The sequence below is a fragment of the Leifsonia sp. ZF2019 genome, assembly GCF_019924635.1.
Taxonomy (GTDB): domain Bacteria; phylum Actinomycetota; class Actinomycetes; order Actinomycetales; family Microbacteriaceae; genus Leifsonia.
Window position 1 is genome coordinate 3976056 of record NZ_CP065037.1, and the last position, 26424, is coordinate 4002479.

At 68.4% G+C, this 26424-nt stretch carries 21 protein-coding genes; 8 read left to right on the forward strand and 13 right to left on the reverse strand.

From position 1 onward, the window contains the following. Window position 1 precedes the first annotated feature (1 nt). Entirely contained in the window at window positions 2-1201 is a 1200-nt protein-coding gene (locus tag IT072_RS19345) for a hypothetical protein (RefSeq protein ID WP_223358462.1), read from the reverse strand. Window positions 1202-1322: 121 nt separating this feature from the next. On the opposite strand from IT072_RS19345, the gene IT072_RS19350 reads away from it, so the two are divergent. After that, window positions 1323-1514 (forward strand): hypothetical protein, encoded by a 192-nt coding sequence (locus IT072_RS19350; protein ID WP_223358463.1) that lies wholly within the window; start codon window positions 1323-1325, stop codon window positions 1512-1514. Between the two features lie 4 nt (window positions 1515-1518). Here the strand turns inward: IT072_RS19350 and IT072_RS19355 are convergent, their stop codons facing one another. After that, window positions 1519-1992: an ATP-dependent zinc protease family protein gene (locus IT072_RS19355; protein WP_223358464.1), complete on the reverse strand. Its 474-nt coding sequence runs from the start codon at window positions 1990-1992 to the stop codon at window positions 1519-1521. A gap of 25 nt (window positions 1993-2017) precedes the next feature. Here IT072_RS19355 and rimK point away from each other — a divergent pair, with 25 nt between their 5' ends. Continuing rightward, window positions 2018-3217 carry a 30S ribosomal protein S6--L-glutamate ligase gene (gene rimK, locus IT072_RS19360; RefSeq protein ID WP_223358465.1) on the forward strand — a complete coding sequence of 400 codons (1200 nt, stop codon included), beginning with the start codon at window positions 2018-2020 and terminating at the stop codon, window positions 3215-3217. A 151-nt stretch (window positions 3218-3368) separates the two neighbouring features. Here rimK and IT072_RS19365 read toward each other — a convergent pair whose 3' ends face one another. The 5 genes from IT072_RS19365 to IT072_RS19385 all read right to left on the reverse strand — a co-directional run bounded on the left by IT072_RS19365 (window position 3369) and on the right by IT072_RS19385 (window position 7012). Further along, entirely contained in the window at window positions 3369-3563 is a 195-nt protein-coding gene (locus tag IT072_RS19365; RefSeq protein ID WP_223358466.1) for a hypothetical protein, read from the reverse strand. Between the two features lie 193 nt (window positions 3564-3756). Then, window positions 3757-4128 (reverse strand): UBP-type zinc finger domain-containing protein, encoded by a 372-nt coding sequence (locus IT072_RS19370; RefSeq protein ID WP_223358467.1) that lies wholly within the window; start codon window positions 4126-4128, stop codon window positions 3757-3759. 52 nt (window positions 4129-4180) lie between these two features. Then, complete coding sequence (locus IT072_RS19375; RefSeq protein ID WP_223358468.1) at window positions 4181-5797, reverse strand: MFS transporter; 1617 nt, start codon at window positions 5795-5797, stop codon at window positions 4181-4183. A gap of 90 nt (window positions 5798-5887) precedes the next feature. Then, the gene (locus tag IT072_RS19380) at window positions 5888-6709 is read right to left on the reverse strand and encodes an alpha/beta fold hydrolase (RefSeq protein WP_223358469.1); all 822 of its coding nucleotides are present in this window, start codon (window positions 6707-6709) and stop codon (window positions 5888-5890) included. A 114-nt stretch (window positions 6710-6823) separates the two neighbouring features. Continuing rightward, window positions 6824-7012, reverse strand: a complete 189-nt coding sequence (locus IT072_RS19385) for a hypothetical protein (protein WP_223358470.1) — start codon at window positions 7010-7012, stop codon at window positions 6824-6826. Window positions 7013-7259: 247 nt separating this feature from the next. Between IT072_RS19385 and IT072_RS19390 the strand changes: the two genes are divergently transcribed. The 4 genes from IT072_RS19390 (at window position 7260) to IT072_RS19405 (ending at window position 12932) form a co-directional block, all read left to right on the forward strand. Continuing rightward, window positions 7260-8201, forward strand: a complete 942-nt coding sequence (locus IT072_RS19390; protein ID WP_223358471.1) for a helix-turn-helix domain-containing protein — start codon at window positions 7260-7262, stop codon at window positions 8199-8201. Between the two features lie 616 nt (window positions 8202-8817). Next, a complete protein-coding gene (locus tag IT072_RS19395; RefSeq protein WP_223358472.1) occupies window positions 8818-9456 on the forward strand; it encodes a GntR family transcriptional regulator in 639 nt (212 codons plus the stop codon). 521 nt (window positions 9457-9977) lie between these two features. Continuing rightward, a complete protein-coding gene (locus IT072_RS19400; RefSeq protein WP_223358473.1) occupies window positions 9978-12014 on the forward strand; it encodes an Ig-like domain-containing protein in 2037 nt (678 codons plus the stop codon). 249 nt (window positions 12015-12263) lie between these two features. After that, the gene (locus tag IT072_RS19405; RefSeq protein WP_223358474.1) at window positions 12264-12932 is read left to right on the forward strand and encodes a GntR family transcriptional regulator; all 669 of its coding nucleotides are present in this window, start codon (window positions 12264-12266) and stop codon (window positions 12930-12932) included. Between the two features lie 67 nt (window positions 12933-12999). On the opposite strand, the gene IT072_RS19410 is transcribed toward IT072_RS19405, so the two are convergent. Beyond that, a complete protein-coding gene (locus IT072_RS19410) occupies window positions 13000-14160 on the reverse strand; it encodes a helix-turn-helix domain-containing protein (RefSeq protein WP_223358475.1) in 1161 nt (386 codons plus the stop codon). Between the two features lie 114 nt (window positions 14161-14274). On the opposite strand from IT072_RS19410, the gene IT072_RS19415 reads away from it, so the two are divergent. Together IT072_RS19415 and IT072_RS19420 are read left to right on the forward strand one after the other, a co-directional pair. Continuing rightward, window positions 14275-14835 (forward strand): TetR/AcrR family transcriptional regulator, encoded by a 561-nt coding sequence (locus IT072_RS19415; protein ID WP_223358476.1) that lies wholly within the window; start codon window positions 14275-14277, stop codon window positions 14833-14835. A 137-nt stretch (window positions 14836-14972) separates the two neighbouring features. Beyond that, window positions 14973-16007, forward strand: coding sequence for a cupin domain-containing protein (locus tag IT072_RS19420; protein ID WP_223358477.1), 1035 nt, complete (start codon window positions 14973-14975; stop codon window positions 16005-16007). Window positions 16008-16351: 344 nt separating this feature from the next. Here the strand turns inward: IT072_RS19420 and IT072_RS19425 are convergent, their stop codons facing one another. From IT072_RS19425 to IT072_RS19445, 5 genes are all read right to left on the reverse strand, one after another. Beyond that, window positions 16352-16648: a hypothetical protein gene (locus IT072_RS19425; RefSeq protein ID WP_223358478.1), complete on the reverse strand. Its 297-nt coding sequence runs from the start codon at window positions 16646-16648 to the stop codon at window positions 16352-16354. A gap of 403 nt (window positions 16649-17051) precedes the next feature. After that, the gene (locus tag IT072_RS19430) at window positions 17052-18611 is read right to left on the reverse strand and encodes an RHS repeat-associated core domain-containing protein (RefSeq protein WP_223358479.1); all 1560 of its coding nucleotides are present in this window, start codon (window positions 18609-18611) and stop codon (window positions 17052-17054) included. Between the two features lie 63 nt (window positions 18612-18674). Next, entirely contained in the window at window positions 18675-19253 is a 579-nt protein-coding gene (locus tag IT072_RS19435) for a hypothetical protein (protein ID WP_223358480.1), read from the reverse strand. Window positions 19254-19376: 123 nt separating this feature from the next. Further along, window positions 19377-25634, reverse strand: coding sequence for an RHS repeat-associated core domain-containing protein (locus IT072_RS19440; RefSeq protein WP_223358481.1), 6258 nt, complete (start codon window positions 25632-25634; stop codon window positions 19377-19379). Next, window positions 25634-26305: a hypothetical protein gene (locus IT072_RS19445; protein WP_223358482.1), complete on the reverse strand. Its 672-nt coding sequence runs from the start codon at window positions 26303-26305 to the stop codon at window positions 25634-25636. The genes IT072_RS19440 and IT072_RS19445 overlap by 1 nt, the downstream gene beginning before the upstream one ends. Window positions 26306-26424: the final 119 nt, after the last annotated feature.

The window sequence follows — 26424 nt, forward strand, 5'->3', positions numbered from 1 at the left end:
GTCACTGTACGACGGGCTCGGTCTGCCGGCGGAGCAGCAGGAGGGTGCGGATGGTCCAGCCGGCCTGCGACGGAGTCCACCACTGGCACTGCGTCGCGTCGCATCCGGTCGGGTAGCGCCATGCCGGAGCATATCGGGCGACGATGTCGTCGAGCATCGCGCGGGCTCCGTCGGCGTGACCGAGCGCGACCGCCGCGTACGCCATCGGCGTCGCCGCCTCCCCCCGGTTCAGCAGACTCCGCGTCCAGCCCGGCCACCGTGCGGTCAGGTGCGCCCAGCTGGCGATGACGCGGGGGTCGTGGGCGTCGACGACACCGTGGATCAGCGGGAAGTACTGCGCCATCCCGGCAGGGTAGAACGCTCCGCCGAGGTTCGCAGCACTGCGGTCGTAGACGTTCCAGGTCTGCGCGGCCGGGTTCCAGAGCGTGCCGAGGATGGCCGCGCGGGAGGCCCCGGCGGCAGCGCGGAGCCGGGCCGCGTCGGTCTCGAGGCCCAGCCCGGTGAAGAGGGCGGCGCCGTCGGCGAGACCCTCGTAGACCTCGGCGTTGTCCATCGTGTACCCGATGGTGTAGCGGACCGTCGCCTGGGTCAGCCCCGACGTCTTCCGCACCCCCGTCGGCACCGGGCTGACGAGCAGCGCGGCGATGCCTCGATAGTCGGCAGCCCGGGAGGCGACATCGGCGCGAACGTGCGGGTCTCCGGATCGCCACAGCGCCGCCGCGACCGAGAGCGTGGTCGCGGCGTAGCTGTCGACCGAGTCGTACCCCTGCGTCGCCACCTCCTCACCGCTCCGGATCGCGTAGTCGTACGACGTGAACGAAGCCCCCTGCGCATCGGGCGCCCGGTTGAGCCGCTCCATCACCCAGTCGTGCCACCGTTCGGCCGCGGCGAGACTGCGCGACGAGCCTTCGGCGACGAGCCCCAGCGCCGCCGAGTTGCCGAAGTAGACGTTGACGCCTCCGCTCCCGTGCAGTATCGCCCCGCTCGCCCGCTGCTGCGACAGGATCATCTCGACCTGCCACTGGATACGCGCGTCGATGGCCGTGGGGCTCCAAGCGGTGGAGCGAGAGAGCGGCGGCACCTGGGTCGCCCCCGTGCTGGCGGAGGCGGTGGCGGCTCCCGTGGTCGCCATGGCCACGACGGCGGCGAAGGCGATCGCCGCCGCGAGACGCCGGTTGATGCGATATGCAAGGTGCTCCATGAGCCGACGGTAGGGCAGCCGGTCCGGGAACCGAAGGGGCTATCGCAAGAAGTGACGCGCCGGTGTCGTAGCAGCCGCCGTAGCGCTTCGCGGCTGAGTGGATGGGCGTATCGTGCGTGCCATGGCAGATGCTGAGAGGTCTCTCACGATGCTGCTGCCCGGCTTCGGACTGGTCGAGTGCGTCACGACGACCACCGAGGCCAAGGACGGCAGCGTCCGTGACATCCGGGTGGAGTCGGCCGTCGACAAGGACGGACGCCGCGTCGATTACCGCACGTGGGCGCGGATCGAGCAGCTGCTCCGCGGACGCTAGCCCGCTACGCGCGGCCGCGATTACGGCGGCGGACCTCGCGCGGGGCCCGACCCCCGAGGAACGACGAGCCCGGATCGACGAGGAAGCCCTGCCGCAGCGCCTCCCTCCCCACGAGCATCCGGAACCCCATCTGATCGCGATTGCTGAGGGTGGTCTCCGCGTGGATGGTGCGCCCGGCGAGCACGAGCTCCAGCAGCACCACGATCCGCTCCTCCGTGTGCCCGGACGAGCTGCGGACCACCCGCCGGTCATGGATGGCGCATTCGACCTCGATCTCGTCGGCGTCGGAGTCCTGCCACGGATGGACCGTGAACCGCACACGGCCCTCCGGCAGCTCCTGGACGTCGTACGCGTGCAGCGCCGAGCTGCGCGCCCCCGTGTCGATCTTGACCTTGATCCACGGAACGTCGATACTCGGCAAGCCGACCCACTCGCGCCAGCCGACCACCACGGGGTGTGAATGGAGGTCGTCAGCCATATCCCCCATCTTGGCAGGAGCACCGGTGAAACTCGCCATCCTCTCGCGCGCCCCGCACGCGTACTCGACGCAACGGCTCCGCGCGGCGGCGCTCCAGCGCGGCCACCGGGTCAAGGTGCTGAACACCCTGCGCTTCGCGATCGACCTCTCCGGCGACGAGCCCGACCTGCAGTACCGCGGAAAGCTCCTCTCGGACTACGACGCCATCCTGCCGCGCATCGGCAACTCGATCACGTACTTCGGCACGGCCGTCGTGCGCCAGTTCGAGCAGATGGACGTCTACACGCCCAACACCGCCAACGGCATCACCAACTCCCGCGACAAGCTGCGGGCCAGCCAGATCCTCTCCCGGCACAACATCTCCATGCCGGCGACCACATTCGTCAACAACCGCAATGACGTGCGCCGCGCGATCGAGCAGGTCGGGGGCGCTCCGGTCGTCATCAAACTGCTCGAAGGCACCCAGGGGATCGGCGTCATCCTCGCGCCCGAGGTGAAGATCGCCGAGTCGATCATCGAGACCCTGCACTCGACGAAGCAGAACGTGCTCATCCAGAGCTTCATCCGCGAGAGCCGGGGACGCGACATCCGGGCGCTCGTCGTCGGCGACCGGGTCGTCGCGGCCATGCGCCGCATCGCGAACGGCGACGAGTTCCGCTCCAACGTGCATCGCGGCGGCACCGTCGAGAAGGTGGAGCTGACGCCGGAGTATGAGCAGGCGGCCGTCCGCTCGGCGCAGATCATGGGCCTCCGCGTCGCCGGCGTCGACATGCTCGAAGGCAACGACGGTCCGCTCGTCATGGAGGTCAACTCCTCACCCGGCCTCGAGGGCATCGAACGCGCCACCGGCCTCGACGTCGCCGGCGCGATCATCGACTTCATCGACAACCAGGTCGCGTTCCCCGAGATCGATGTGCGCCAGCGCCTCACCGTGTCCACCGGCTACGGTGTCGCCGAGCTGCTCGTGCACACCAACGCGGACCTGGTCGGCAAGACCATCAAGGAGTCCGGCCTGTGGGACCGCGACATCACGGTGCTCACCGTGCACCGCGGCAGCTCGGTCATCCCGAATCCGCGGAGCGGCGTGCTCCTGGAGCCGGGCGACCGCCTCCTCTGCTTCGGCAAGCTCGAGGAGATGCGCTCGATGATCCCCGACCGACGCAAGCGCCGGGCCAAGGTCCGCAAGCTCCCCAAGGAGCACCTCCCCGAGTCCGAGACCCCCTGACCCGCACCCGCCGCACCCGCCGCACACGCCACACCCGCCACCGAGTCCGCAGAAAGCGGGGGCGAAGCGGTCGAGTCCGCAGAGACTCCGTGTGCTCGGAGGTCGGTGCGGCTGCGCGGCGTGGCACCGGAGGGTGATCCGGCGGCTCGCGCTACCGCCGGGCGTTCTCCAGGTCGAGGGCGGAGTAGACGGTGCCGCCGCAGTCGGTACAGGCTCCTCCGGCCGTGAGCCGCAAGGCGCCGTCCACGGCGCGTCCGACGACCACGATGCGTCCCCCGCAGCGCGGGCACGGCACGACGACCGGCATGTTCGCGGGCACACCGCCGGACGGGAAGGCAGGGGGCATGCAGACACTGTCGACCACCGCCGGGGATATCGCAAGGGATTTCACCGGATTCCCGCATTCTCGTGCCCCGCTCGGATGTCTCGGGCAGGCTCGGTTCACCGGGCTGACGCGCGGCGACCGCCTGCCGAGGCGGCGGATTCTGCGCCGTCTCGGCGCGATTCGTGCGAGTTTGCGCCGTCTCGGCGCCGTGGGGTCAGGCGAGGAGGCGCTGCCAGTCCGCGGGAAGGCGATCGGCGGGGCCCGGGGCGGACTGGTCGAGCGGATGGCTGTGCGGCGCGGCGAGTTCGGGACCGGAGGCGAAGCGCTGGGTCGCGTAGTCCCAGAACCAGTCCTCGCCGGGCTCGAAGCTCTGGATGATGCGGTGCCCGGTCTGCTGCGCGTGCGCGGTCGCGTGCTTGCCGAGCGACTGATCGCAGCACCCGATGTGGCCGCACTCCGCGCAGCGGCGCAGGTGGAACCACCACGAGCCGTCCCTCGTGCACTCGACGCAGCCTGGGCCGGACGGCGGCACGGAGGGGTCGACTCCGGGGATGCGGGCGTCGCGCGCAGGATGGTCGTCGGTCATGGATTCCTCCCTCGGGGGGACCCGCTCGGTGGGTGTCGCTCGGTGGGTGTCGTCAGCGTCGCCGGGCGGGCGCGGCCCGTGCGATCAGGTGCTCGGCGACGGGGTCGCCGTCGGCGAGCTCACGGGCGCGAGCGAGCACGCCCTCGTCATACTCCGTGATCCGGTCGAGATGCTGACTCAGGTGCTCCTGCCACGACCCCAGGGTGAACGCCTCGACCATCACCGCAGTATCCTCCCGATCGACGTACAGGGACCAGTCGCGTGCTCCGGTCCGGCGCCGGGTGCGGGCGACGTCGGCCATGCGACGCTCGAACTCGGGCCGCCGCTCCTCGGGAACGGTGTAGCGCACGAGGACGAGCACGGGGGTGTGCGCGTCGGTCCCGGCGTCGCCGGCCCCTTCACCCGGCACGGCAGCGGCCTCGACGGGCGGGACGTCGGTCAGCGGCAGCGGCACGATCGACCGCCCCTTGCCCTCGGGCGATACAGAAGGACGCAGGAGCCCGACCGCTGCGAGCACGACGAGCAGCACGCCGGAGCCGACGAGCACCGGCGCGACCCCGAAGGGCCCCGCCAGGGCACCGGTCACCGCCGCACCGACGGCCGTCATGCCGAAGAGCACGAGCTGGTAGATCGAGAGGCCGCGGGTGCGCACCCATATCGGGAGGAACGACTGGACGGTGCCGTTGATCGTCGCGATGACGCCGATCCAGGCGATGCCTGCGACCACCAGCACGAGCAGCACCAGCCACAGCGACGGCAGCAGGATGAGGCCGACCATGCTCGCACCGAAGACTCCGGCGGAGACCGAGACGACGGCGCTCGCGCTGAAGCGCCGACGCAGCGGCGGCAGCACGAACGCGCCCGCCACCGACCCGACCCCCACCGCGGCGAGCAGCAGGCCGTAGCCTCCCGCGCCCATCCGGTAGGTGCCGCTCGCCACCACGGGCAGCAGCGCCCAGAGCGCGTTCGCGGGGAGGAGGAACAGCGCCAGCCGGAGGTAGAGACCGCGGATCACGCCGGCATGGCGGATGTAGCGGAGGCCGGCCCGTGTGGCGTCGAGGAAGCGCTCCGGCCTCCCGCGCGGAGGCACGTAGCCGCGCCACAGCACCAGCGCCGCGAGGAAGACGGCGAACGAGAGCGCGTTCGCGAGGAAGACGGAGGCGACCCCCAGCTGCGCGACCAGGAGACCCGCTGCCGCAGGGCCGATCGCCCGCGCGACGTTGACGCCGATCGACGACAGCACGGCGGCGTCCGCGATGAGCGGTCGCGGGACGATGTCGGGCACGATCGCCTGGTACGCGGGCAGCTGCACGGCCGAGCACGCGCCGAGCAGAAAGGTCAGCACGAGCAGCAGGGCCGGGGTCGTCGCGCCCGCGATGGTCAGACCGGAGAGCACGAGGACGACGGCGAGCTGGACGGATTGCACGACGATCAGGACGGTGCGGCGGTTGAGGAACTCCCCCAGCACCCCGGCGGGGAGGGCGAGCAGCAGGACGGGAGCGGAGGCGGCGGTCTGCACGAGCGCAACGACCGCCGCCGAGCTCCCGTGCTCGACGAGCAGCCACTGCGCGCCGACGGTCTGCATCCAGCTGCCGATGTTGCTGACGATGCCCGCCAACCAGAGCACGCGGAAGATGCGCACCCGCAGCGGGGCGAGAGCCGGGCTCATAGCGCCTCCATGGGTCGTGGTCGAAGGGAACGTCGCCAAGCGTACGCACGGCCCCGCGGGAACCGCCCGCGGGGCCATGCGGCAGGGTGCCTACTTCTTGATGAAGTCCAGGATGTCCTGGTCGAGCTGCTGCTGGTACGCGCCCCAGATGCCGTGCGAGGCGCCCGGGTAGACCTTGAGGGTGCCGTCCTTCACCAGTTTGATCGACTTCTCGGCGGCGGCCACGATCGGGACGATCTGGTCATCGTCGCCGTGCGCGATGAAGATCGGCACGTCGATGGCCTTCAGGTCCTCGGTCTGGTCGGTCTCGCTGAACGCCTTGACGCAGTCGTAGGCGGCGGCGAGGTTGACCAGCATCCCCTGACGCCAGAAGTCGTCGATCAGGCCCTTCGAGCCTTCGACGCCCTCGCGGTTGAAGCCGAAGAAGGAGACGGCGAGGTCCTGGTAGAACTGCGAGCGGTCCTTCAGGACGCCCTCCCGGATCCCGTCGAAGACCTCGATCGGCGCGCCCTCGGGGTTGCTCTCGGTCTTGAGCATCAGCGGCGGCACGGCGCCGGCGGTGATCACCTTGGCGACACGGCCGTTCGCGAACTGGGCGGCGTAGCGCACCACCTCGCCGCCGCCGGTGGAGTGGCCGATCAGGATGACATCGTGCAGGTCGAGTGCCTCGACCAGCTCGCTGAGGTCCTTCGCGTAGGTGGTCATGTCGTTGCCGGTGTAGGTCTTGGACGAGCGGCCGTGGCCGCGGCGGTCGTGCGCGATGGTGCGGTAGCCGGCGTCGGCGAAGAGCTTGAGCTCCACCTGCCAGGCGTCGGAACTGAGCGGCCAGCCGTGGCTGAGCACGATGGGCTGCCCGGTGCCCTGGTCGGTGTAGTAGATCTCGGTTCCATCAGTCGTGGTGATGTACGGCATCGTCTGCTTCTCTCTGTTCGCGGTTCTCGCTGACAGAGCAGAAGCTACTCGGGTGCACCGGGGGCGCGGGAGGGTCTGGTGTCGACACCTCTTGCTACGAATGTCGAGCGACGGCTACTTCGCGCACAGCACCTGTTCGACGCGACGCCAGGTGCGGTGGTCGATCCGGCGACCGGCCTGATCGACGGCCGAACGCAGCGTCGTGAACTGCGCCCCCGAGTCGCTCCGCACGGTCTCGGTGACGCACGTCACCAGTCCGAATCCCGCGATCATCAGGGTGCGGGTGATGGCGCCCTCCGTCATGGTCCACTCCTCCCACGAGTGCAGCATCGAGAATGTGTCCCCGAGTGTGGCGACGGTCAGAGCCGGCGCTTCTGGTTTTGCGCGATCTGCGACACGCTCTGCGAGTTCTGCGCGGAAGCCGCGGCCTGCGGATCGCGATGGCCGGTGCGTCCGCGCTCTCGTCGGATCCTCCAGCGGATGGTTCACTGGGATCGAGCCGGAGAACGGAGGCGGTCGGATGGCGTCACGGCAGTCGAAATGGGACGCCATGGAGCCCGTCGAAGCGCTGCGCCTCCGCGCCCGCGGCATCGCCGACGTGCAGGCGAACGAACGGCTCACCGAGTACCTGAGCTCGGCGAACCTGCGGATCACGCGGCTGGAGGAGTCCGAGAGCCTCCGGCTGCGCATGACCCGCTTCCCCGAGCTGACCTTCGCCCACGCGAACCTGCCGCGTGCCGTCGTCGAGTGGCCACGGGACGAGCTCTCGCTGAGCCGCGCCGCGATCATCCTGTGCGTCAGCGGGCACGTCGTCGGCGCCCCTGCCGAGGCGATGCTGCAACGACGGCCCGGACTCTTCTTGGTCCCGCCCGGCGTGGAACCGGTGGCGTTCGAGACCCGCAGCCCGCTCAACGAGATCCTCTACATCAGCGCACCCGCCGCCCTGCTGAGCGACCTCGACCTCACCGCCCGCCGCGCCCAGCCGCGGCCCGAACTCCCCGCCGGCGTGCTGGCGCCGCTCGCCGCCTTCGCCATCTCGCTGAGTTCCGGATCACTGGGCAACCCACTCGTCGTCGGGCCACTGCGCGCGGCGGCGATGGAGGTGGCGCACGCCCTCGCGCGGCTCATCGCGGAGGGCGACCCGAGCGAGCTGACGTTGTTCTCGCGGGCGGTCCGGCTCATCGTCGACAACCACGCGGACGCCCGCCTGACCGCGCCGCGCCTGGCGACCCTCGCCGGGGTCTCGCAACGCACCCTCCAGGCCGCGTTCGCCTCGGAAGGGACGACCGTCGCTCGCGAGCTGCGCGCCACCCGCACCCGCACCGCGGCGGAACTCCGCCGCCGCAGCCCCGACCTCCCCGCCGCCGACGTCGCCCGCGCCGCCGGGTTCGGGTCCGTCTCGACGCTGTACCGCGCTGTGTCCGAGGTGCCGCAGGAGCAGAGTGCTGGCGACAGCACCGACACATCGAGCGGGAACCAGGCACACGTGTAGCCGTCTCATCGGCATACGAAATGAGATGCCTACTGTTATTAAATTCCTTCCTTGCGTAGACTCGCTGTTCTGCCTCCTCGCGGTTCCCGAAGAGCTGAGCACGACGACTTCGGCGGCGGAGAGCGCGATGAACCAATCGTCGGGGATCTCTCCCCACCGCCTCTTCGGCCGACCTCACGCGAACTCCGAGGCCGTGCGGGCCACCGCCTGCGCACGGGACCCTCGTGAGCCACCCACCAGCGACAGCCGACGGTGCACGGGGAGCCCTTGAGCCTCCACGACGGCAGGGGGCTCGACCGGCTGTCGCTCTGGAAGAAAAGTGGCATGCACTACACGATCAACACGTCCGAGCAGGGATCGACCGTCGCTCGCGGCACCACCCCCTCGCCGCTCGGGTCGCTCGCTCGCATGACGCCGTCCCAACTCGGGATGGTGCCGGTCACATGGATCTCGGGTATGCGGTACGGGAGGCCCGATAGCTAGTCTCAACGTGACGGGGCACTCCGGGCGAGTCGACGAGAAGGCACCCTGTTGCGTCATCGACCGTTGCGTCATCGACGACAGAGGAGAAGCGATGCCGATTCCTACCAGCAGCTCCCCCGTGACCGCTCAGCGCGTGCTCCTCAAGGACGTGGTGCGGGACCGCATTCGCGACGCCATCCGGGACGGGACCTTCCGGCATGGAGAAGTGCTGCGAGACTCCGATCTCGTCGAGTGGCTCGGCGTGTCTCGCACGCCGATCCGATCCGCACTCGACGATCTGGCTCGCGAAGGCCTCGTGGAGACGGCTCCGAACCGTTACACCCGCGTCGCCGTCCCCAGGAGGAAGGACGTCGTCAGCGCCTCCCACGCACTGGGAAGCCTGTATGCGGCCGGAATGCGTTTCGCTCTCCCTCCCCTCACCGACTCATACGCTCAACGCGTACAGGAGGGGTTGAAAGCGGTCGTCGAACATGTGCGTACACGTGATCTGGATGCGGTGATCCGAGATTTCCTTCCCCAGTTCAATGGGCTGATCGCGCAGTCGTCGAACAAGATCTACCGCGACCAGGCTTTGCGGGCCATCGACAGCATCACCTTCATCACGCAGGTCGAGTCCGTGTACGACGCCGGGGGCGCCCACGCCGCGGTCGAGCCCTTCGACGCCGCCGTGTCCGACCTCTGCGCCGCTATCGCCGCGCGTGACATCGTCGCGGCCGCGCGCGCCACAGAGCAAGCCTTCCTCGGATGGGTGCCCGATCCCGCTCTCTCGTGAAATCCAGCACGCCAGCCCACTGGCTTTCTGGTCGGACCGGTGTGACTACGTAGGCCGACGTTTCGGCATGCTATACGCCTGGTCGAACCAATTAAATCGCCTCTGATCAGCTAATTGGCACTTGCAGCCAAGAACGAGGCGCGTGACACATCCCACGCTGAGACGGTTGCACTGCGGAGATGGATCGCGCCGCATACTGAGACGCGCACGATCTCGCGGCGAGTGTCAAGGTTCATCTACTTGTTCTGACCAAGCTCCACGTGGTTCGTGGGTCGCCCTTGCCTAGCCTGTTTTTGCGCGCCAAGCCCGTGAGGATCTCCGACCCGTGCGTTCCGTCATCCGCTGAATCGAGCCTTCTGGCTCTGATCGGCGACGCGGTTCGCCGCTTCCGACCGACAGCCGAGGTTCCCGTGACGGCGTCGCACGCGATCCGCACGGATTCGCGCCCGTTCTGCCTCGTCCCCAGTCGAGGCGGGCTGCCATCAGCCGGATCTCCCGGCACTCCCGATGAGAGGTAAAGAATGAAGAAGCTACATACTGCCGGCCGCGCGTTCGCGGCAGTCGGCGCCGTGGCCGCGCTCGCGATCGGCGGCCTGGTCGCTGCGACACCAGCGTCGGCCGCCGGCAGCGACATGGTCACCGGTCCGCTCGCCATGGACTACTACGGGGCATCCAAGTACTTCGTGAACGCCGACGGCACGAACATCACGTTCGTACCCAACGCAAACCTCGAGGCAGAGCTCGCGGCCGGGAGGATCGCGACGGACTGGACGTATCCCACGTTCGGCGGTGTCGGAACGATCTCCCGCAACGGCAAGTGCCAGGTGGGAACCGCGGGGATCAACAGGACGGCCAACTATATGGCCACGTGCGATGACACGGCCATCGCCCAGAAGTGGTTCGGAAACAACATCGACGGGAAGCTCGTGCTGACGAATCGCACGCAAGCACCCTGGGGTAAGGTCATGTGGCTCTACGACGGTGCCGTGGGCCAACAGGTCACCACCGTCAACGAAGGTGCCAAGTACGACATGGGCGCGGGTCTCGGCTTGTCGTATGCGGTGGTGGATGAGGCGTCGTTGGGGTCGCCGTTGCCGGGTGCGGAGATCACACCGGGGACGGTGTTCTCGGGTCAGGCTCAGCAGGGCACGGTCGTGTCTGTGAAGGATGCGTCGGGCAAGATCATCGGTTCGGCGACCGCCGGCGCGGACGGCACATGGTCGCTCGTGCTGGACCCGGCCCCGAAGAACGGGACCCACGTCCTGACGGTCGCCGCGCTCGGTACTGACGGTAAGTCGACGGAGCTGGCGAATGGTTCGTACACGATGACGGCCTCCGATGAGGAGCGGGCACTGCTCTCGCCCGAGGCGGACACGGTCATCACCCCCGACACCGTGTTCTCCGGTACCGGTCACATCGGTGACACGGTGATCATCAAGGACGCCGACGGCACCGTCGTCGGGCAGACGACCGTCGGCAACGACGGAAAGTGGTCGACGACCCTGGACGGGCTGGTCGGCAACGGTTCGAAGAACCTGGTGGTGGAGGTCACCGGCAAGGACGGTCTGACCGAGCAGCTGGCAGACAACACATACACGGTCGAGGGTGTCGACCTCGACCGGGCGGTCACCTCCCCGGGTGCCGGCGACGTGATCACCCCGGACACGGTCTTCACCGGCACCGGCAACATCGGTGACACGGTGAAGATCAAGGACAAGGACGGCAACACGATCGGTTCCGCTGTCGTCGGTAACGATGGCACCTGGTCGGTCCCGATCAGCTCCCTCCCGGGCAACGGTGACACCACCCTGACCATCGAGGTCACGGACAAGAACGGCACCACCGAGACCCTCGCCGAGAACACGTATGTGGTCGAGGGTGTCGACCTGGACCGGGCCGTCACCTCCCCGGGTGCGGGCGAGACGATCACCCCCGACACGGTCTTCACCGGCACCGGGAACATCGGTGACACCATCACGATCAAGGACAAGGACGGCAACATCCTCGGTCAGACCACTGTCGGTAACGACGGCACCTGGTCCACCACCCTGAACCCGGCCCCGACCAACGGTGACACCAGCCTGGTCATCGAGGTCACCGGGAAGAACGGTGAGACCGAGACCATCGCGGACGAGAGCTACGAGATGGAAGGGTCGACCACGAAGTTCGAGGTGACCTCCCCGAACCTGTCCGAGTCCAACAGCATCAAGGGCGACACCGTGTTCACCGGAAAGGGCGAGCCCGGCACCACCGTGGTCCTCACCGACCATGCCCAGAACGTGGTCGGCGAGGCCCTCGTCGACGACCACGGCAACTGGTCCATCCCCGTCGGCAGCCTCCCCCAGGGTCCGAACAACCTGACCATCACCCACACCGCCCCCGGTGCCGACCCGGTCGTCACCGACCTCGGACCGGTCGTGAAGGTCATGGACGACGGCGAGCAGTCCACCCCGCTGATGGACCCGGCCATCGCCGGCGGAGCCGCACTCGCGCTGCTCGCCGCCGCCGGAACGTTCCTCACGTTCCGCCGCCGCAAGGCCACCACGGCCCAGCGGTAGCCCAGACGGGTACCCGAACACCCGCCCGTGGTGGGCGGATGCCTCCCCCGGACATCCGCCCACCACCCTGACCCGCGCGTTTCCGACCACTCGATCGGATCGTGCAGCTGCCGCCGAGCTTCGGGTTGCTCGGCGGCAGCACCCCCGGAGCGCCCAGTGGAATGGGCGCGCTCCACCCCGATGGCCGCACCAGCCCCACCGCCGGTGCGGCCATCCTTCCGTACTGCCGCCGTCGAAAACTGGAGGACCATGCCCGCACCACGCAAACTCGACCGGGTCACGATCGAACGCGCATTACTCAAAGATGTCGTCCGGGATCGCCTGCGCGACGCCATCATGGACGGAACCTTCGAGGCCGGAGAGATCCTCCGCGACGCCGATCTCGTCGAGTGGTTCGGCGTCTCGCGCACGCCTGTCCGCGACGCCATCAACGACCTCACCCGCATCGGCCTGATCGATACCGCCCCCAACCGGTACACGCGCGTGGCCCAGCGCAGGAAGTCCGACATCGCCCCCGCGCTGCGCGCGCTGTCCATCCTCCACGGAGGCTCTGCACTCCTCACCGTCCCGTCCGTCGACGACGACGACCGTGCGACGCTTCATCACGCCAGCACCGATCTGGCGAGTGCGCTCTCGGCCTCTGACAGCGAGGCCACCGCGCGCGCCTTCATCCAGCTCTTCGACTCCCTGCTGCGGTTCACCCCGAACCAGATCTTCCGAGATCGCGTCGCGGACGCGGTCGACGGCCTCTACTTCCGTGTTCCCTTGAACCAGGCGGTGCAGTCGCTCGCCGCCGCGCGACGCAACGCCCTCTCCGACGCGAACGATGCGTTCGCCGCGGCCCTCGCCGATCACGACGGACAACGCGCGCGCGACGCGGTCGAAGCCATGCACGCCGCACTGCTTCCGGAACGCTGACCGGGCATCGACCGGCACACGGCTACACGGATCGCGCAGACGGGCCGACGTCACCGGCTGGCGGCCGTCAGAGCCGCCCGGTTCCCTCCCACAGTCGCGCCAGCTTCAGCGTGAGGTGCAGGGCGCTGCGCAGGAGGCCGTCGTCCAACGCCCTGCGCACCGAGGCGGGCATGTTGTCGAGGCGGTAGTAGAGCGTGGTGCGGTGGATGTGGAGCCGGTCGCAGGCGAGCTGGGCATGGCCTCCCGCGTCGAGGTAGGTCTCGATCGTGTGGCGCTGCACCTCGTCGCCGTGCTCCAGGAGCTCGGCGGCGGCGGGCGAGAACACGGCGAGCGAGGAGCGGTCGCCCTCGACGGCGTCGAGCAGCATCCAGCCGCCCACATCGGCGACGTCGGCACGGCCGCCGAGCTCGGGGAGGCCCGCGGCGAGCCGGGCGGCGGCCACGGCCCGCGCGACGGCCACGGTCAGATCGTCGTCGTCGTGCGCGTGGGCGGCCGAACCGATGGCGCGCACCGGGAGCAGCCGGCGCACCGACTCGGAGCGCAACGCGGCATCGATCGCCTCCCCGTCGGCAGCGCGGCCGATGAAGAGGAGGCAGTGCTCCGACTCGCCGAGATAACGGATGACCGGCGCGTGGCTCGCGGTCACGCGGCGGCCGAACGCGGCGCGCTCGAGCGGGGCTGCCTCCCCGTCGTGGAGCACGGCCCGCACGACCGTCTGAGGGCCGCGTGCGATCAGCCGACGGCCGACCGCTTCGGCGAACGCCTGCCGACGCACGACCGGGTCGGCATCGAGGAGCCGCATCAGCGATCCATCGCTGCGCTCGCGCGAGTGGGTGCCCGGCTCGGGCAGCAGCGCGCGCCGCGCCAGCTCGACGGCGGCGTTCACGCTCGCCAGATCGGTGCCGCTGAGCGCGGGGAGGCCGCCGACGATGAGCCAGAGCACCCCGAGCAGCCGCTCCCCGTCCCGGATCGGGACCGCGAGGCGCTGCCTGCCGCCGAACGCGTCGAGGTCGATCGTGATCGGCTGCTGCAGGGTGTCCAGCCGCAGGGTCTCGAGATAGCGGCGCGCCTCCACCGGCGTCTCGCGCCGCAGCAGGCTCTCCATGCGCAAGCTGTCGATCTCGTCCCCCTGCGCGCTGACGGCGAGCGGACGGTAGTCGGTGTCGTTGACGACGACGGAGCGGCGGAGGCTCCGGGCCAGCTCGTCCACGATGTCCTGGAGGTTCATGCGCGGGTGCCGACGGCGCTCGGGGTCATGGGTTCCATCATTGTGTAATGGCGGTTCCATAATCAAGTCGCCGCCCGTGCGGAGCACCCCGCCGGCCGGTGCTATGGTGCCGAGATGGCCCGCCGACGCGAATTCGATGAACACGCGCTCCTCGAGACGGCCACCGACGTGTTCTGGAGCCGCGGCTACGCGGCCACGTCGCTGAGCGACATCGCCCAGGCCAGCGGCGTCGGAACCAGCAGCATCTACGCCGCCTACGGCAGCAAGTGGGGGCTCTTCCTGGCCGCGTTCGAGCGATACTGCGCGGGACGTGTCGCGCTCGTGCGCGCCGCGGTCGCCGTGGGCGACGGCAGCCGCCGCGACATCGCCGAACGCATGCTTGCGGCGATCATCGACGACTGCGCCGGCCAACCCGATCGGCGCGGCTGCCTCATGCTCAACAGCATCGGCGAGCTCGCCTCCGAGCATCCCGAGGTCGCGCGCATCGGTGGTGAGACCACCGGCGCGATGGAGCGCGCCGTGCGCGAGCGCCTCCCCGAGGACGCCGGCGCCGACACGCTCGCCGCGCACCTCGTCGCGCTGTCGCAGGGACTCATCCAGATGAGCAGGCTCGGAGTCAGCGAGCGGCGCCTCCACGCCACTGCCCGCGCCGCCGTCGCCGCGCTGCCCGCCTGAGGCGCGCCGCCGCTTTCGACAGATGTCGAGGTGGGATGCGACGAGCGGGACTGCCCCGCACCCCTCCCCACGGCCTACGCTCCTGACCGTACGCAGAATGCCAGAGCCCGGACCGCATCCGGGAGACAGGGGTCGCCATGTCGGAGTCCAGGCACGTCGCGCAGCTGATCGGCGGCGAGAACGTCTTCGAGAACGAGTTCGGCAGCATCACCCAGGTCACCTCGACCTCGCTGCCCATCCTCACCGGGATGTCCGTCAAGCGGATCACGCTCGCCCCCGGCGCCCTGCGCGAGCCCCAGTGGAACGTCAACGCCAACCAGATCGCCTACGTCGTCGCCGGCACCGTGCTGATCTCCACCCTCGGCGACGGTGACACGTTCTCGTCGTTCGTCGTGCAGACGGGCCAGATGTACCACGTCGAGTCGGGCGCGGTCTACCACATCGAGAACGTCGGCGACGGGGAGGCGGAGATCATCGCCGCCCTGCGCACCGACCGCCCGCAGCACTTCTCCCTGCAGGACAGTGTCAGCGCCATGACGAACGCCGTGCTCGGCAACACCTACGGCCTCCCCTCCGACGCGTTCGCCGCCTTCGACCGCCAGCACTCCTCCCAGATCGTGCACCGCGACGGACCCGCCCGCATCCCGGACACCGCCGGCCTCCCCAACGCCCGCCTTTTCGATATGGAAGGCCAGCACGCCCCCCTCTCGTACGCGTGGGGCCAAGCCCGCCTCGCCCGCAAGCAGTTCTGGGCAGCCCTCGACGACCTCTCCATGTACGAGCTGCAGATCGGCGGCACCGGCATGCGCGAACCCCACTGGCACCCCGTGACCGGCGAGCTCGGCTACGTCCAGAGCGGCCACGCCCGCATGACCGTCCTCGACCCCGACGGCTCCCTCGACACCTACGAGCTCCACCCCGGCGAGGCCTACTTCGTCCCCCGCGCCTACCCCCACCACATCGAAGCACTCACCGAAGAAGGCATCCGCTTCCTCATCTTCTTCGACCAGCCCACCCCCGGCGACGTCGGCTACCGCGCGACCGCGTCCGCCTTCTCGCGCGAGGTGCTCTCGGCGGCGTTCAAGGTGCCGGAACGGGATCTCCCGACGTTCCCGTTCACGCCGGTGGACCCGCTGATCGTGGAGCGGGTGAACGGGCGGGACGGGGTGTGAGGGGGCTCGGAGTCGGCGCCGGTCCGGACCGGGGGAAGCGATCGCCGATCTCGTAGGAGTCGAAGGTGGCGTGGTCGACGATCACCTCCCGGTCACCTCGACCAGTTCGGATGCGAAGGAGAAAGGTCTCGGGCGTGACGACAAACCCGCCGAGGCCCGTACCGCGGAAGGCCAGAACGGTCTCTCCATGCTCCGCACTACGACGTTTGCCGACGATACGGCCATACACCGACTCCGTGTCGAGAAGTCGACGTCGCGAGCGTTCCATCCGCCAGATCGCAAAGCCGCCGATGAGGCCCGCAGTTACAAGAGTCGTGACGAGGACGAGGACGCTCACCATCACATCACCTGCTCGGCGGCCCAGCGGGGCCAAAAGTCCAGTCGAGACCAGCCCCGATGCAGCATCCGAAGATCGACGCCACCCCGACCGCGTTTTCAGGACGCCAACCGAGAAACCACTCGCCCGCGAAGAAAATGATCGCGTCGACGATCCCCACCGCAACGAGGATCCGGCCAACAACGGTGCGTCGGCGTGCTCGAACGCGCCCGACGAAGCGCTGAACCCGACCCGCAACTCGGTTCACTGGGCTTCGCTTGGAATCCTCCCGCTCAGCATCCTCACCCCCTGTCGGATCGCTCATGGATGCTCCTCACGACTTGGTTTCGCGCCCCTGCGAATAGTCTTCCGCCCCGGAGGAGCCAGCGAGCCTTCAGCGCGACGAGTTAAGTGGCGGCAGGATCGCGTTGAAGTAGGAACTCATGTGTTTCCCCGGGGTAGTACTCCCATCATCGACGACCCGGTCTAGGCGATGATGGCCGCAATTACCACACCCAGTCCGATAGCAGCCCAGCCAAGACCAAGCGCGAGCATCATCCCGGGGGTCGATCGGCGGGACCCCGCTTGGCCTGCGCCGAACCTTGCCTCAATGTTTCGTCGGTTGCGGTCGGCCAGCGGTACTCGATAGACCACCGCCGCAGCCCCTCCTACGATTCCGCAGAATCCCATGACCAACATGATTACGTTGCTAATTGTCATTGATGCTCCTAGAAGTACCACATTATGTAGCCGGAGCAACCTGCTCCGCCTCCGGCGGTAATCCCTGAGTCAGCCGAGTCGCGACCCAACCAATCACGCGAGTAAGAGGCGTACACACCTCCGCCGTCGGCAGCCCAACATGTGAACTGGAAACCGAGGCCGTTCACGTCTCCATTCGATAGCCCCGCCGCGACCGATCCGCCAGCGCCGACCGCTGGCCCAATTCCGCCGCCGCCGTTGCCAAGTTGCACGCAAATCACGAGGCCACAGAACTGTCCACCTAGGCTTCCATGTTCGGCAACATAATTCGCGATGTTCTCCCAGAACTGGTTCTGTTCCTTCAGGTATTGGGAGTTCGCGCATTGACCGTTCGTGTAGGAGTTCTCGTACCACTCAGTGCCAGCCGGACACCCATGGCTGTTGCCCGCGCCGGTAGGCAAGTTGACCGACGGCACCTTGAAGTTGACGTCGTCGCGGTGGAGTGCGGAGAGCCGGTTCTGCGTGGCTGGTCCGTTGATGAGGTTCTTCGGGTTGTAGGACGTTCCGTTTCCGGAGGGGAGCGCATCGCGTCCGCCTCGGTCGTTGGCGGTCGGTGGGTCCTTCACGGCTTGCGTGGCCTGGACCGGCGGTGCACCGCAGCCCTGGAGGAGTCCGTCGTTGCCCGCGGGCTTCGACGCGCATCGGTGCCCGTCCGGGTCCCAGAACGTGGTCGGGTTGTTCCACGCGTACTGATACCGCGCCAACGACTTCGGCTGGACCAGCAGCCCCCGCCAGGTGTCCGGACTCGTCCACGTCCCCGTGCCCACGTCATACGACCGCGCGAACGTGTGCATCAGACCCTGCGTCGCATCCTGCACATGCCCGGTGTAACCCACGGGCGCGTCCCACCCGTCCGTCTCGAACGCCTGACCACCCCAATCGTCATACGACACCAATTGGGTGACCGACCCGCCGGTCACGCCCGCGATCGTCGTCCCCAGGCCGTCCAGCAGGTCCCAGGTCGCCTCACCAGATGCCGTGACATGCTCCGCCAGCGCACCCGCAGCATCCCGCACCACCGTCGTGGTGCCCTGCGTCGAACTCGTCGACTGCACGAGAGAAGTCCCGTCGAACACGTTCGCGGTCGTGACGGACCCGTACTTCGTCTGATCCGTCGAGGACGCCTGCCGGCCCAGCCCGTCATACGCATACGACGTCGACCGGCCGTCGCGGCTCACCTGCGTCGCCTGCCCCGACGCGTTATACGACAACGACGAACCCACACCCGCCACCGACTGCGACACCCGGTTGCCGGCACGATCATACGAATACGACGCCACCCCACCAGACACCCCACGACCCGCACCCGACGTATTCGACCGGGTCAACTGGTTCGCGTCGTTGAACACGGCGGACAGGGAGAAGTTCCCGTCCGCAGCACCCGTGCGCGTCCACCCGATCCGGTTGCCCGCCGGGTCATACGCATACGTGTTCTTCTCACCCGACGACACGGTCGAGGAGGCCAGACGGTCCACACCGTCATACCCGTAACTCGTGGAGGTGACCTTCGCCTTCGTCGGCGGGGTCACCGCCGACGGCACACCAGGAACCGGCGACGACGACTGCCCCGCACCACTCGAATAAGGAGCCGCTCAGGGCAATCGCTGTCGACGCGCTCGCGGAGAGGACTCCCAACGATCTTGCAGCCGCCAGATCCGGGAGGGCATGAGTGCTGCGTCGGCGATGAGAAGACACCCGAGCAGGAGGTAGAAGACATATGTAAAGAAGGTTCCAAGCGCCGCAGTTCCGAGCAGGAGAAAAGTGAAGTAGAGAATTCCTGCCCAGGCACGCGAGAGATAGTAGTTGTGGACACCCAGCAGCCCGCCGCCGACCAGAAGCACGTAGCCCACGGCACTCGAGTAGCGTCGGGCCGCCCCAGAATCGCTGTTGAGGATCGGCCGAAGGCGCCAGACAAGAACCGACAGGATTACGTAGACGGCTGCTGATGGAATTGCACGCCATCCCAGAAACAAGATCGCGACGACGCTGAGAAGGCTCAGGACCAGCGCGAGAGTCGCCGCACGTGCGTTCCTTGTGACCAGCTCGCAGGCAACCGCGATTGGCAGTGCAACAAACACCCCCACAGTGAGAGCGCAACCAAGGACGATAGGGACCACGAGAACGATCACCTTGATGTTGATGCTGCCAAGTAGCGCGTCCCAGTCCGTCAAGAGGATAGTGGCCGCCAATCCCAGGAGATTCAGTACGGCGGCCGACGCAAGCCCCCACGTGGCGAGAACGATGACCTTCTTTTCTCGCCCCTGGGTGTTCGACGCTTTAGTTGGTACCACTGGCTATAGCCCCCATCGTTTCAACTGATCAGCCCACAAAGCGTATTCGGCGTCCTGCCAGTCATAGAGTGAGCCGATGAATGAAGCGACGTCTTGCGGATCGAGATCAACGCATGCACCACCTCCCACAGGCAACGAAGCCCCACAAAGCACTAGCCCTGGAACCACCCCTATTCCATCGAGAACAACATTAACGAACGCAAGCCACGCGTCTCCGCACAGGTTGTTGCACTCGAGCCAGAGGCGCGCTCGCTCTTCAGAATCCTTGAGATTCTTCGCGTCGACGCACTGTGGGCTCACGTACGGGCTGATGTATCGCACCTTGCCAGCGGGACAATCGTGGGTGCTCGGAAGATCGTTCTGATCATTGGGACCGGAAACGGAAGGCCCCGATGGACCTGAGGGAGTACTGGTCGTCGTGGAGTCGGGCGGCATCTGGACGTTCTCCCACGCCTGGTGGGGTGGTGCGCCACAGCCGAGTGGGAGCGCATCCGACGCACCTGCCCGCGACGCGCATCGGTGCCCGTCCGGGTCCCAGAACGTGGTCGGGTTGTTCCACGCGTACTGATACCGCGCCAACGACTTCGGCTGGACCAGCAGCCCCCGCCAGGTGTCCGGACTCGTCCACGTCCCCGTGCCCACGTCATACGACCGCGCGAACGTGTGCATCAGACCCTGCGTCGCATCCTGCACATGCCCGGTGTAACCCACGGGCGCGTCCCACCCGTCCGTCTCGAACGCCTGACCACCCCAATCGTCATACGACACCAACTGGGTCACCGACCCGCCGGTCACGCCCGCGATCGTCGACCCCAGACCGTCCAGCAGGTCCCAGGTCGCCTCACCAGATGCCGTGACATGCTCCGCCAGCGCACCCGCAGCATCCCGCACCACCGTCGTGGTGCCCTGCGTCGAACTCACCGACTGCACGAGAGAAGTCCCGTCGAACACGTTCGCGGTCGTGACGGACCCGTACTTCGTCTGATCCGTCGAGGACGCCTGCCGGCCCAGCCCGTCATACGCATACGACGTCGACCGGCCGTCGCGGCTCACCTGCGTCGCCTGCCCCGACGCGTTATACGACAACGACGAACCCACACCCGCCACCGACTGCGACACCCGGTTGCCGGCACGATCATACGAATACGACGCCACCCCACCAGACACCCCACGACCCGCACCCGACGTATTCGACCGGGTCAACTGGTTCGCGTCGTTGAACACGGCGGACAGGGAGAAGTTCCCGTCCGCAGCACCCGTGCGCGTCCACCCGATCCGGTTGCCCGCCGGGTCATACGCATACGTGTTCTTCTCACCCGACGACACGGTCGAGGAGGCCAGACGGTCCACACCGTCATACCCGTAACTCGTGGAGGTGACCTTCGCCTTCGTCGGCGGGGTCACCGCCGACGGCACACCAGGAACCGGCGACGAAGGCTGCCCCGCACCGTCAGTCACGGCTGCCACCGGCGCGGCCGGCGTGATCGTACGGGTCGCCTTCGTCACGTTGCCGTCCGCGTCGTACCCGTACTGGTAACGCAGAGCACCACCATCGGCCACCGGGTTCTCCGGCATCGGGAGGGCGCGGCCGTTCAGGTAGGTGTTCGCGTGCTTGCACATGCCGTTCTCACCCGCGGCGGGCGCAGAACGCGCACTGAGGTAGCCGGCGACCGTCACGCACTTGTCCGACTGCGCGTCGCCCGCGGCGAACGCGACGGGCGTCGCGGATGGCGACGGCGATGCGGGCGTGGCCGCCTCCGGCGTCGTGTGCAGCACATCCACGACACGGTTCACGGCATCGTACGAGTAGCTCGTGGCGACACCGTTCGAACGGACGAGGTCGGTGAGGTTGCCCGCGGGATCCCACGAGTACGTCAGAGCACCCCACGGGGACGACTGCGAGGTGACCTCGCCGGCGGCATCGTAGGTGTAGTCGAGCTTCTGACCGGTGGGAAGGGTCATCGACGTGACTTGCCCGGCCTTGTCGTACGCGGTCTTCAGACGGCCGCCCTGCTGGTCGAGCTGGGCAGTGGTCCGGCCGTCCTTGTCGTAGGTCCAGCCGGAGGTGCCGGTCGGGTCGGTCATCGCGATGAGCTGCTGGTTCGCCGAGTACTCGTAGGTGGCGACGGCACCGGCCTGGTTCTGACGGGAGAGGTCGCCGCGACCGTCGTACGCGTACGTGGTGCGCGCTCCGTTGCCGTTGACCAGGGAGGCCAGGCGACCCGCTGCGGTGTACGACCAGGCGGTCGTGGTGCCGACCGGGTCGACCTCTTTGGTGGTGCGGCCGGCGGCGTCGACGGTGTAGGTCGTCCGGTGGCCGTTCGGGTCGGTGACGCTGGTGAGCGCGCCGTCCGCGTCGTAGCCGTACTTCGACACGACGTTGACGTCCGCGGACGCCGCGGCGCCCTCCCGGTAACCCTCGGTCACGCGGACGAGCTGCCCGGCGGGGTCGTACGCGTAGCGGGTGACGTGGCCGTTCGCGTCGGTCGCGGAGGTCTGGTTGCCCGCCGCATCCCAGCCATAGGAGGTCACGGCGCCGGTGGCGTCGGTCGTCGACGTCTGGTTGCCGTCGGCGTCGTAGGCGAATGAGGTGGTGTGCCCGTTGGGGTCGGTGACGGAGGTGGTGCGACCGTTCGCGTCATAGGCGTACGACGTGGTGCGCCCGACGGGATCGGTCGTCGAGACCAGACGGTCGAGGGCGTCGTAGGTGTTCGTGGTCGTGCGGCCCAGCGGATCCGTCACCGTGGCGAGACCGCCGTCGGCGTCGTACCCGTAGGTGGTCACCGCGCCCAGCGGGCTCTTCGCGGTCAGGAGCTGCCCGGCCGCATCGTAAGTGAACGCCCACGGGTTGCCCTGCCGGTCCACGACACCGGTCAGGTTGCCGTCGACGTCATACGACAGGTCGGTGCGCTTGCCGAGACCGTCGATGACGCGGACGACGCGGTCCATCGCGTCGTACTCGTACTTCGACACGACGCCGTCCGGGTCGGTCTGCCTGACCAGGCGACCGACCGAGTCGTACACGGAGGTCGTGGTGCCGCCGGTCGGGTCCTTCTGGGTCAGGAGGTGTCCGGCATCGTCGTAGGTGAACGTCGTCTTCGCACCCGACGGCGACGTGGAGCTCAGGAGGTTGCCGACGCCGTCGTAGCTGTAGCGCCATTCGCCGCCGGTGGGGTCGACGGTCGTGATGACCCGGTCCCGATCGTCCGTCGTGCGGGTAGTCGTCGCGCCGAGCGGATCCGTCTGCGACGACAGGGCGTCCTCGGCGGTGTAGCCGTACCTCGTCACGCCGCCGCCCGGGCTGGTGGAGTCGGTCAGGTGGAACATGGCATCCCACGAGTACCTCGTCACCGCGCCGGTCGGATCGGTCAGGGAGGCGAGGTGGTCGTTCGGCTCCCAGCCGTGGCCGAAAGCCGCACCGGTCGCGTCGGTAGCGGTGACCAGCCGGTCGCCGGAATCCCACGCGTACGAGGTGGTGTGGCCTCCGAGATCGGTCTGCGCGGTCATCCGGCCCGCGGCGTCGTACGCGTACGTCGAGGTGCGACCGATCGCGTCGGTGCTGGCGGTGAGGTTGCCCGCCGCATCGTAGGCGAAGGTCGTGGCCGCACCGGATGGCTGCGTCGTCTTGACCACGTTGCCCGCCGCGTCGTACTCGTTCGTGATCGTGGTGCCGTCCGGCTGGTGGGTCGCGACGAGGTGCCCGGCCCCGTCGTAGTCGTACGACCAGGTGCGCAGCGAGCCCCGTGGCGCGTTACCCGTGGAGGCCGCCACGAGCGGGCCGCCGGTGTCCGTCTTGGTCGCAACGAGGCCGGTCGGCGTGTAGGTGTACTTGGTGACGATGCCGTCCGGGGCGGTCTCGGTCGTGAGGTTTCCCGCCGCGTCGTACCCGTAGGTCGTCTTCTTCCCGTTCTCGTCGGTCGACGAGAGGATGTTGTTGTCGGCGTCGTAGGAGAACGCCGCGGTCGTGCCGTCCGGATGCGTCACCTTCGTGATCCGGAACCGGTCGTCGAACGCGTAGACGCTCGTGCGGCCGAGGTTGTCGGTGTACGTGGTCTGCCCGGCGACCGAGTAATCCAGCGTGCGGAGGTTGCCCTCCACATCCCACTGCTTCACGACGCGGCCCTGGTCGTCGTACTGGTTCTTCAGGTACGTGGCGCCCGTCGCATCCGTGCCCGTCAGCAGCTGGTGCTTGTCATCGTAGGTGAACTGCTTGGTGCGGCCGTCGGGCAGGGTGATCGTGGTGAGGTTGCCCGCGCCGTCGTAGGAGAGCGACCAGCGGTCCCCGCCCGGGCGGGTGAAGCTGGTGACCCGGCCCAGGGCGTCGGAGTCGACCGCGATGGTCTGACCGGCGCTGTCCGTGATCGACGCCAGCGGGTAGAACTGGGTCGTCTCGGGATCGGCGGGGGCGCCGTAGGTCAGCGTGGTCGTGCGCCCCTCGGCGTCGGTGTGCTGTATCAGGTTGCCGATGCCGTCGATGTTCGACGCGTCGAAGACCCACGACTCCCCGGACACGTCGGTCAGCTTCAGCCGTCCGCCGCCGGCCTCCGTCAGCGTCTGGTGCACACCGGCATCCGAGGTGCGGTAGCCGCCGTTGCCGTCACCGGTGAAGACGAACGAGGCGCCGTCCCCGCGGACCACCATGACCGAGCCGTCGATGAAGCGCTGCGCCCGGGCGCCCATCCCGAACGACCAGCCCGCGCCGACGCGGGAGAGACGGCCGTCTTGGCTGTTGTAGTACAGCGTGAGGTCCGTGCTCGAGCCACCGGTTCCGGGGAGGGAGAAGAGCTCTTCCTTCTCGAAGAGGTTTCCGGTGGAGAAGGCGAACGGCTCTCCGCCATAGGTGAGGTAGTTCTGGAGGCCGAGCATGCGCCAGCGGGCGAAGTCCGCTGCGGACGGCGGCGTTGGCCAGCCTCCGGTCACGGGATCGGTGCAGTCGAAGCCGTGCGTCTCCAGGTACTTGCCGAGACCGGTGAAAACGCCGTCGGCTAGCGGGGGCATACCGCCGTTGTCGATGTAGGCGCGGTCGTAGTTGTTGTCCAGGTAGAGCGCCTCGAGGTGGGTGAATGCGTTCGGGACGCCCGCGAACTCGTCTCCCGGGAAGTTGCCGTTGTTGCCCATGTTCTTGGCAGGGCGACCGGTATAGGTCGGCAGGTTTCCGACCAGCGAATCAGAGACCGCGTTGTCGGATGCGCCGCCTCGCGAGTAGACCTGCGAGCCACCCTGTTCAGGGTGCTCGCCGCCCCAGGCGACGCCTTCCCAGGTGTTGAAGCCGATGCCGAGTGAGAGGGAAGGGTTCCACGCCGCCATCTGACCGGCGCGGTACTCGCGCGGGACCATGACATTCGCGGGGTCTTCGTTCGTGATGTGCACCGTCGCGAAGCAGAGGTTCTGCAGACGATCCCGCACCAGCTGGGCGAGCTGGATGTTGTACGGCAGCTCCGTCACCGGAGGCGCGGGCGTCGTGACATGCCCCTCGTCATTGTCCGGGTCGAGCACGATGACGGGACGATCCGGGACGGGAAACGGGATCCCGATCACCACGAACTGCGAGAGGTGCGACGAGACGCCCTTCACCACCCCCGCCTCCGCGTCGTAGTACGACGGCAGGACCGTCCACGGCTCGCCCGGGTTCTCGCGGGTGTAGATCTGCAGTGTGGCCGGATCGAGGTTGTTGGATGTCACCAGATCGAGGTCCGGCTTCAGCTCCAAGGCGACACCGGGGACGACGTCGGAGACGACCGGGCCCTTCTCGCCGCCGCCGCGCGTGTTGACCGCCTTCGCCGGGAACTGGGTGACCTGCTTGCCGTCGGCGTCCTTCGCCGTGATCTCGACCGGGTCCGAGACGGGGGTGCCGCCGGACGGCTGCTCGGAGCGGGCCGCACGCAAGGCGTTGGCCGGGGCCCCCCCGACCTCCACGTCGAGCTTCGACTCCACCTTGTTGCCGGAGAACGTCACGGATGCGCCCAGACGGTCCGCGTCGATCGTGGACGTCTTGCCCGGCTCGATGCTGCCGGTGGCCTGCGGGGCGGGAGCCTCGGTCTCGGCCTTCACGCGCGCATCCTGCACGGCGGCGGCCGCGCGGACCTCCGCCAGCGTCGCCGCTGCGGTCCGCCTGGCGAGCTCGGCGGGCGACGCCTCCGCGGGCGTGACCGTGCCGACCAGGGTGAGTGCGACCGCCGCGACGGACGCGAGCACGGCCATGCCGACGCGCGCGCCGGCCAAGCGGGTGACGAGTCGTCCCCGCATCCTCGTCGCGCGCATCAGACGGTAGCGCCGTGCTCGAGAGCCGCGGAGTAGAGGCCGTGACGGCGAGCGAGCACGGCGCCCGTGCCGATCAGGGCGGCGGCGAGCGCGAGGATGACGCCGATGGCGATCATCGAGCCCGTGGAGGCCAGCGGGTTGCGCGGGGTGACGCAGGAGGCGAGCACGATCGCGTCGGACACGCCGTCGGCGTCGTAGTCTTCGTGGCCGGTCGCGCATCCGGTGGTGCCGCAGATGACGACGGACGCCCACTTCGGCACACCGTGCGCGTTCACGTCGGCGTTGTCGGTCCAGCACGTCGCAGAGCCGCACACGATCTGGCGGGTGTAGTCCGGGATGCCGTCGCCGACGCTGTCCTTCGTCGGCGACGCGCACGTGGCGGAACCGCAGGCCATGACCTCGACCCAGTCGGGGATGCCATCCTCGTCACGGTCTTCACGACCGGTCGCGCAGGTGGCGGTGCCGCACACGACGCGCTCGACCACATCCGGCACCGTGTCGCCGTCCGCGTCGCACGACGAGACCTCGCTCTGCGCGGGGCAGGGCGCGTACGCCGGGGTGGCGGACGCAGGCGAGCCGCCGCCGACCAGCATGACGATGGCCAGCAGGGCACTGGCCGTCGCCGATGCGGCGAACGCTCGGGCGCGGAAGGCAGGACTCTGAGAACTCACGCCCGCAACCCTGGACGAGATCCCAAGCCCGTTGATTGCGAATTGTCAGGTTTCAGTACCGATCGGTATGGATTTGCGTAGACGCACCGGTCTTGCGTACGTGTCCGCTGGGCCGCTGG

Coding starts and splice junctions, on each gene's coding strand:
- IT072_RS19385 (WP_223358470.1), bottom strand. CDS start 7,012: ATGACGGAGGGCGCCATCACCCGCACCCTGATGATCGCGGGATTCGGA.
- IT072_RS19400 (WP_223358473.1), top strand. CDS start 9,978: ATGAAGAAGCTACATACTGCCGGCCGCGCGTTCGCGGCAGTCGGCGCC.
- IT072_RS19355 (WP_223358464.1), bottom strand. CDS start 1,992: ATGGCTGACGACCTCCATTCACACCCCGTGGTGGTCGGCTGGCGCGAG.
- IT072_RS19350 (WP_223358463.1), top strand. CDS start 1,323: ATGGCAGATGCTGAGAGGTCTCTCACGATGCTGCTGCCCGGCTTCGGA.
- IT072_RS19410 (WP_223358475.1), bottom strand. CDS start 14,160: ATGAACCTCCAGGACATCGTGGACGAGCTGGCCCGGAGCCTCCGCCGC.
- IT072_RS19415 (WP_223358476.1), top strand. CDS start 14,275: ATGGCCCGCCGACGCGAATTCGATGAACACGCGCTCCTCGAGACGGCC.
- IT072_RS19380 (WP_223358469.1), bottom strand. CDS start 6,709: ATGCCGTACATCACCACGACTGATGGAACCGAGATCTACTACACCGAC.
- IT072_RS19425 (WP_223358478.1), bottom strand. CDS start 16,648: ATGAGCGATCCGACAGGGGGTGAGGATGCTGAGCGGGAGGATTCCAAG.
- IT072_RS19370 (WP_223358467.1), bottom strand. CDS start 4,128: ATGACCGACGACCATCCTGCGCGCGACGCCCGCATCCCCGGAGTCGAC.
- IT072_RS19365 (WP_223358466.1), bottom strand. CDS start 3,563: ATGCCCCCTGCCTTCCCGTCCGGCGGTGTGCCCGCGAACATGCCGGTC.
- IT072_RS19375 (WP_223358468.1), bottom strand. CDS start 5,797: ATGAGCCCGGCTCTCGCCCCGCTGCGGGTGCGCATCTTCCGCGTGCTC.
- IT072_RS19420 (WP_223358477.1), top strand. CDS start 14,973: ATGTCGGAGTCCAGGCACGTCGCGCAGCTGATCGGCGGCGAGAACGTC.
- IT072_RS19345 (WP_223358462.1), bottom strand. CDS start 1,201: ATGGAGCACCTTGCATATCGCATCAACCGGCGTCTCGCGGCGGCGATC.
- IT072_RS19390 (WP_223358471.1), top strand. CDS start 7,260: ATGGAGCCCGTCGAAGCGCTGCGCCTCCGCGCCCGCGGCATCGCCGAC.
- IT072_RS19405 (WP_223358474.1), top strand. CDS start 12,264: ATGCCCGCACCACGCAAACTCGACCGGGTCACGATCGAACGCGCATTA.
- IT072_RS19440 (WP_223358481.1), bottom strand. CDS start 25,634: ATGCGCGCGACGAGGATGCGGGGACGACTCGTCACCCGCTTGGCCGGC.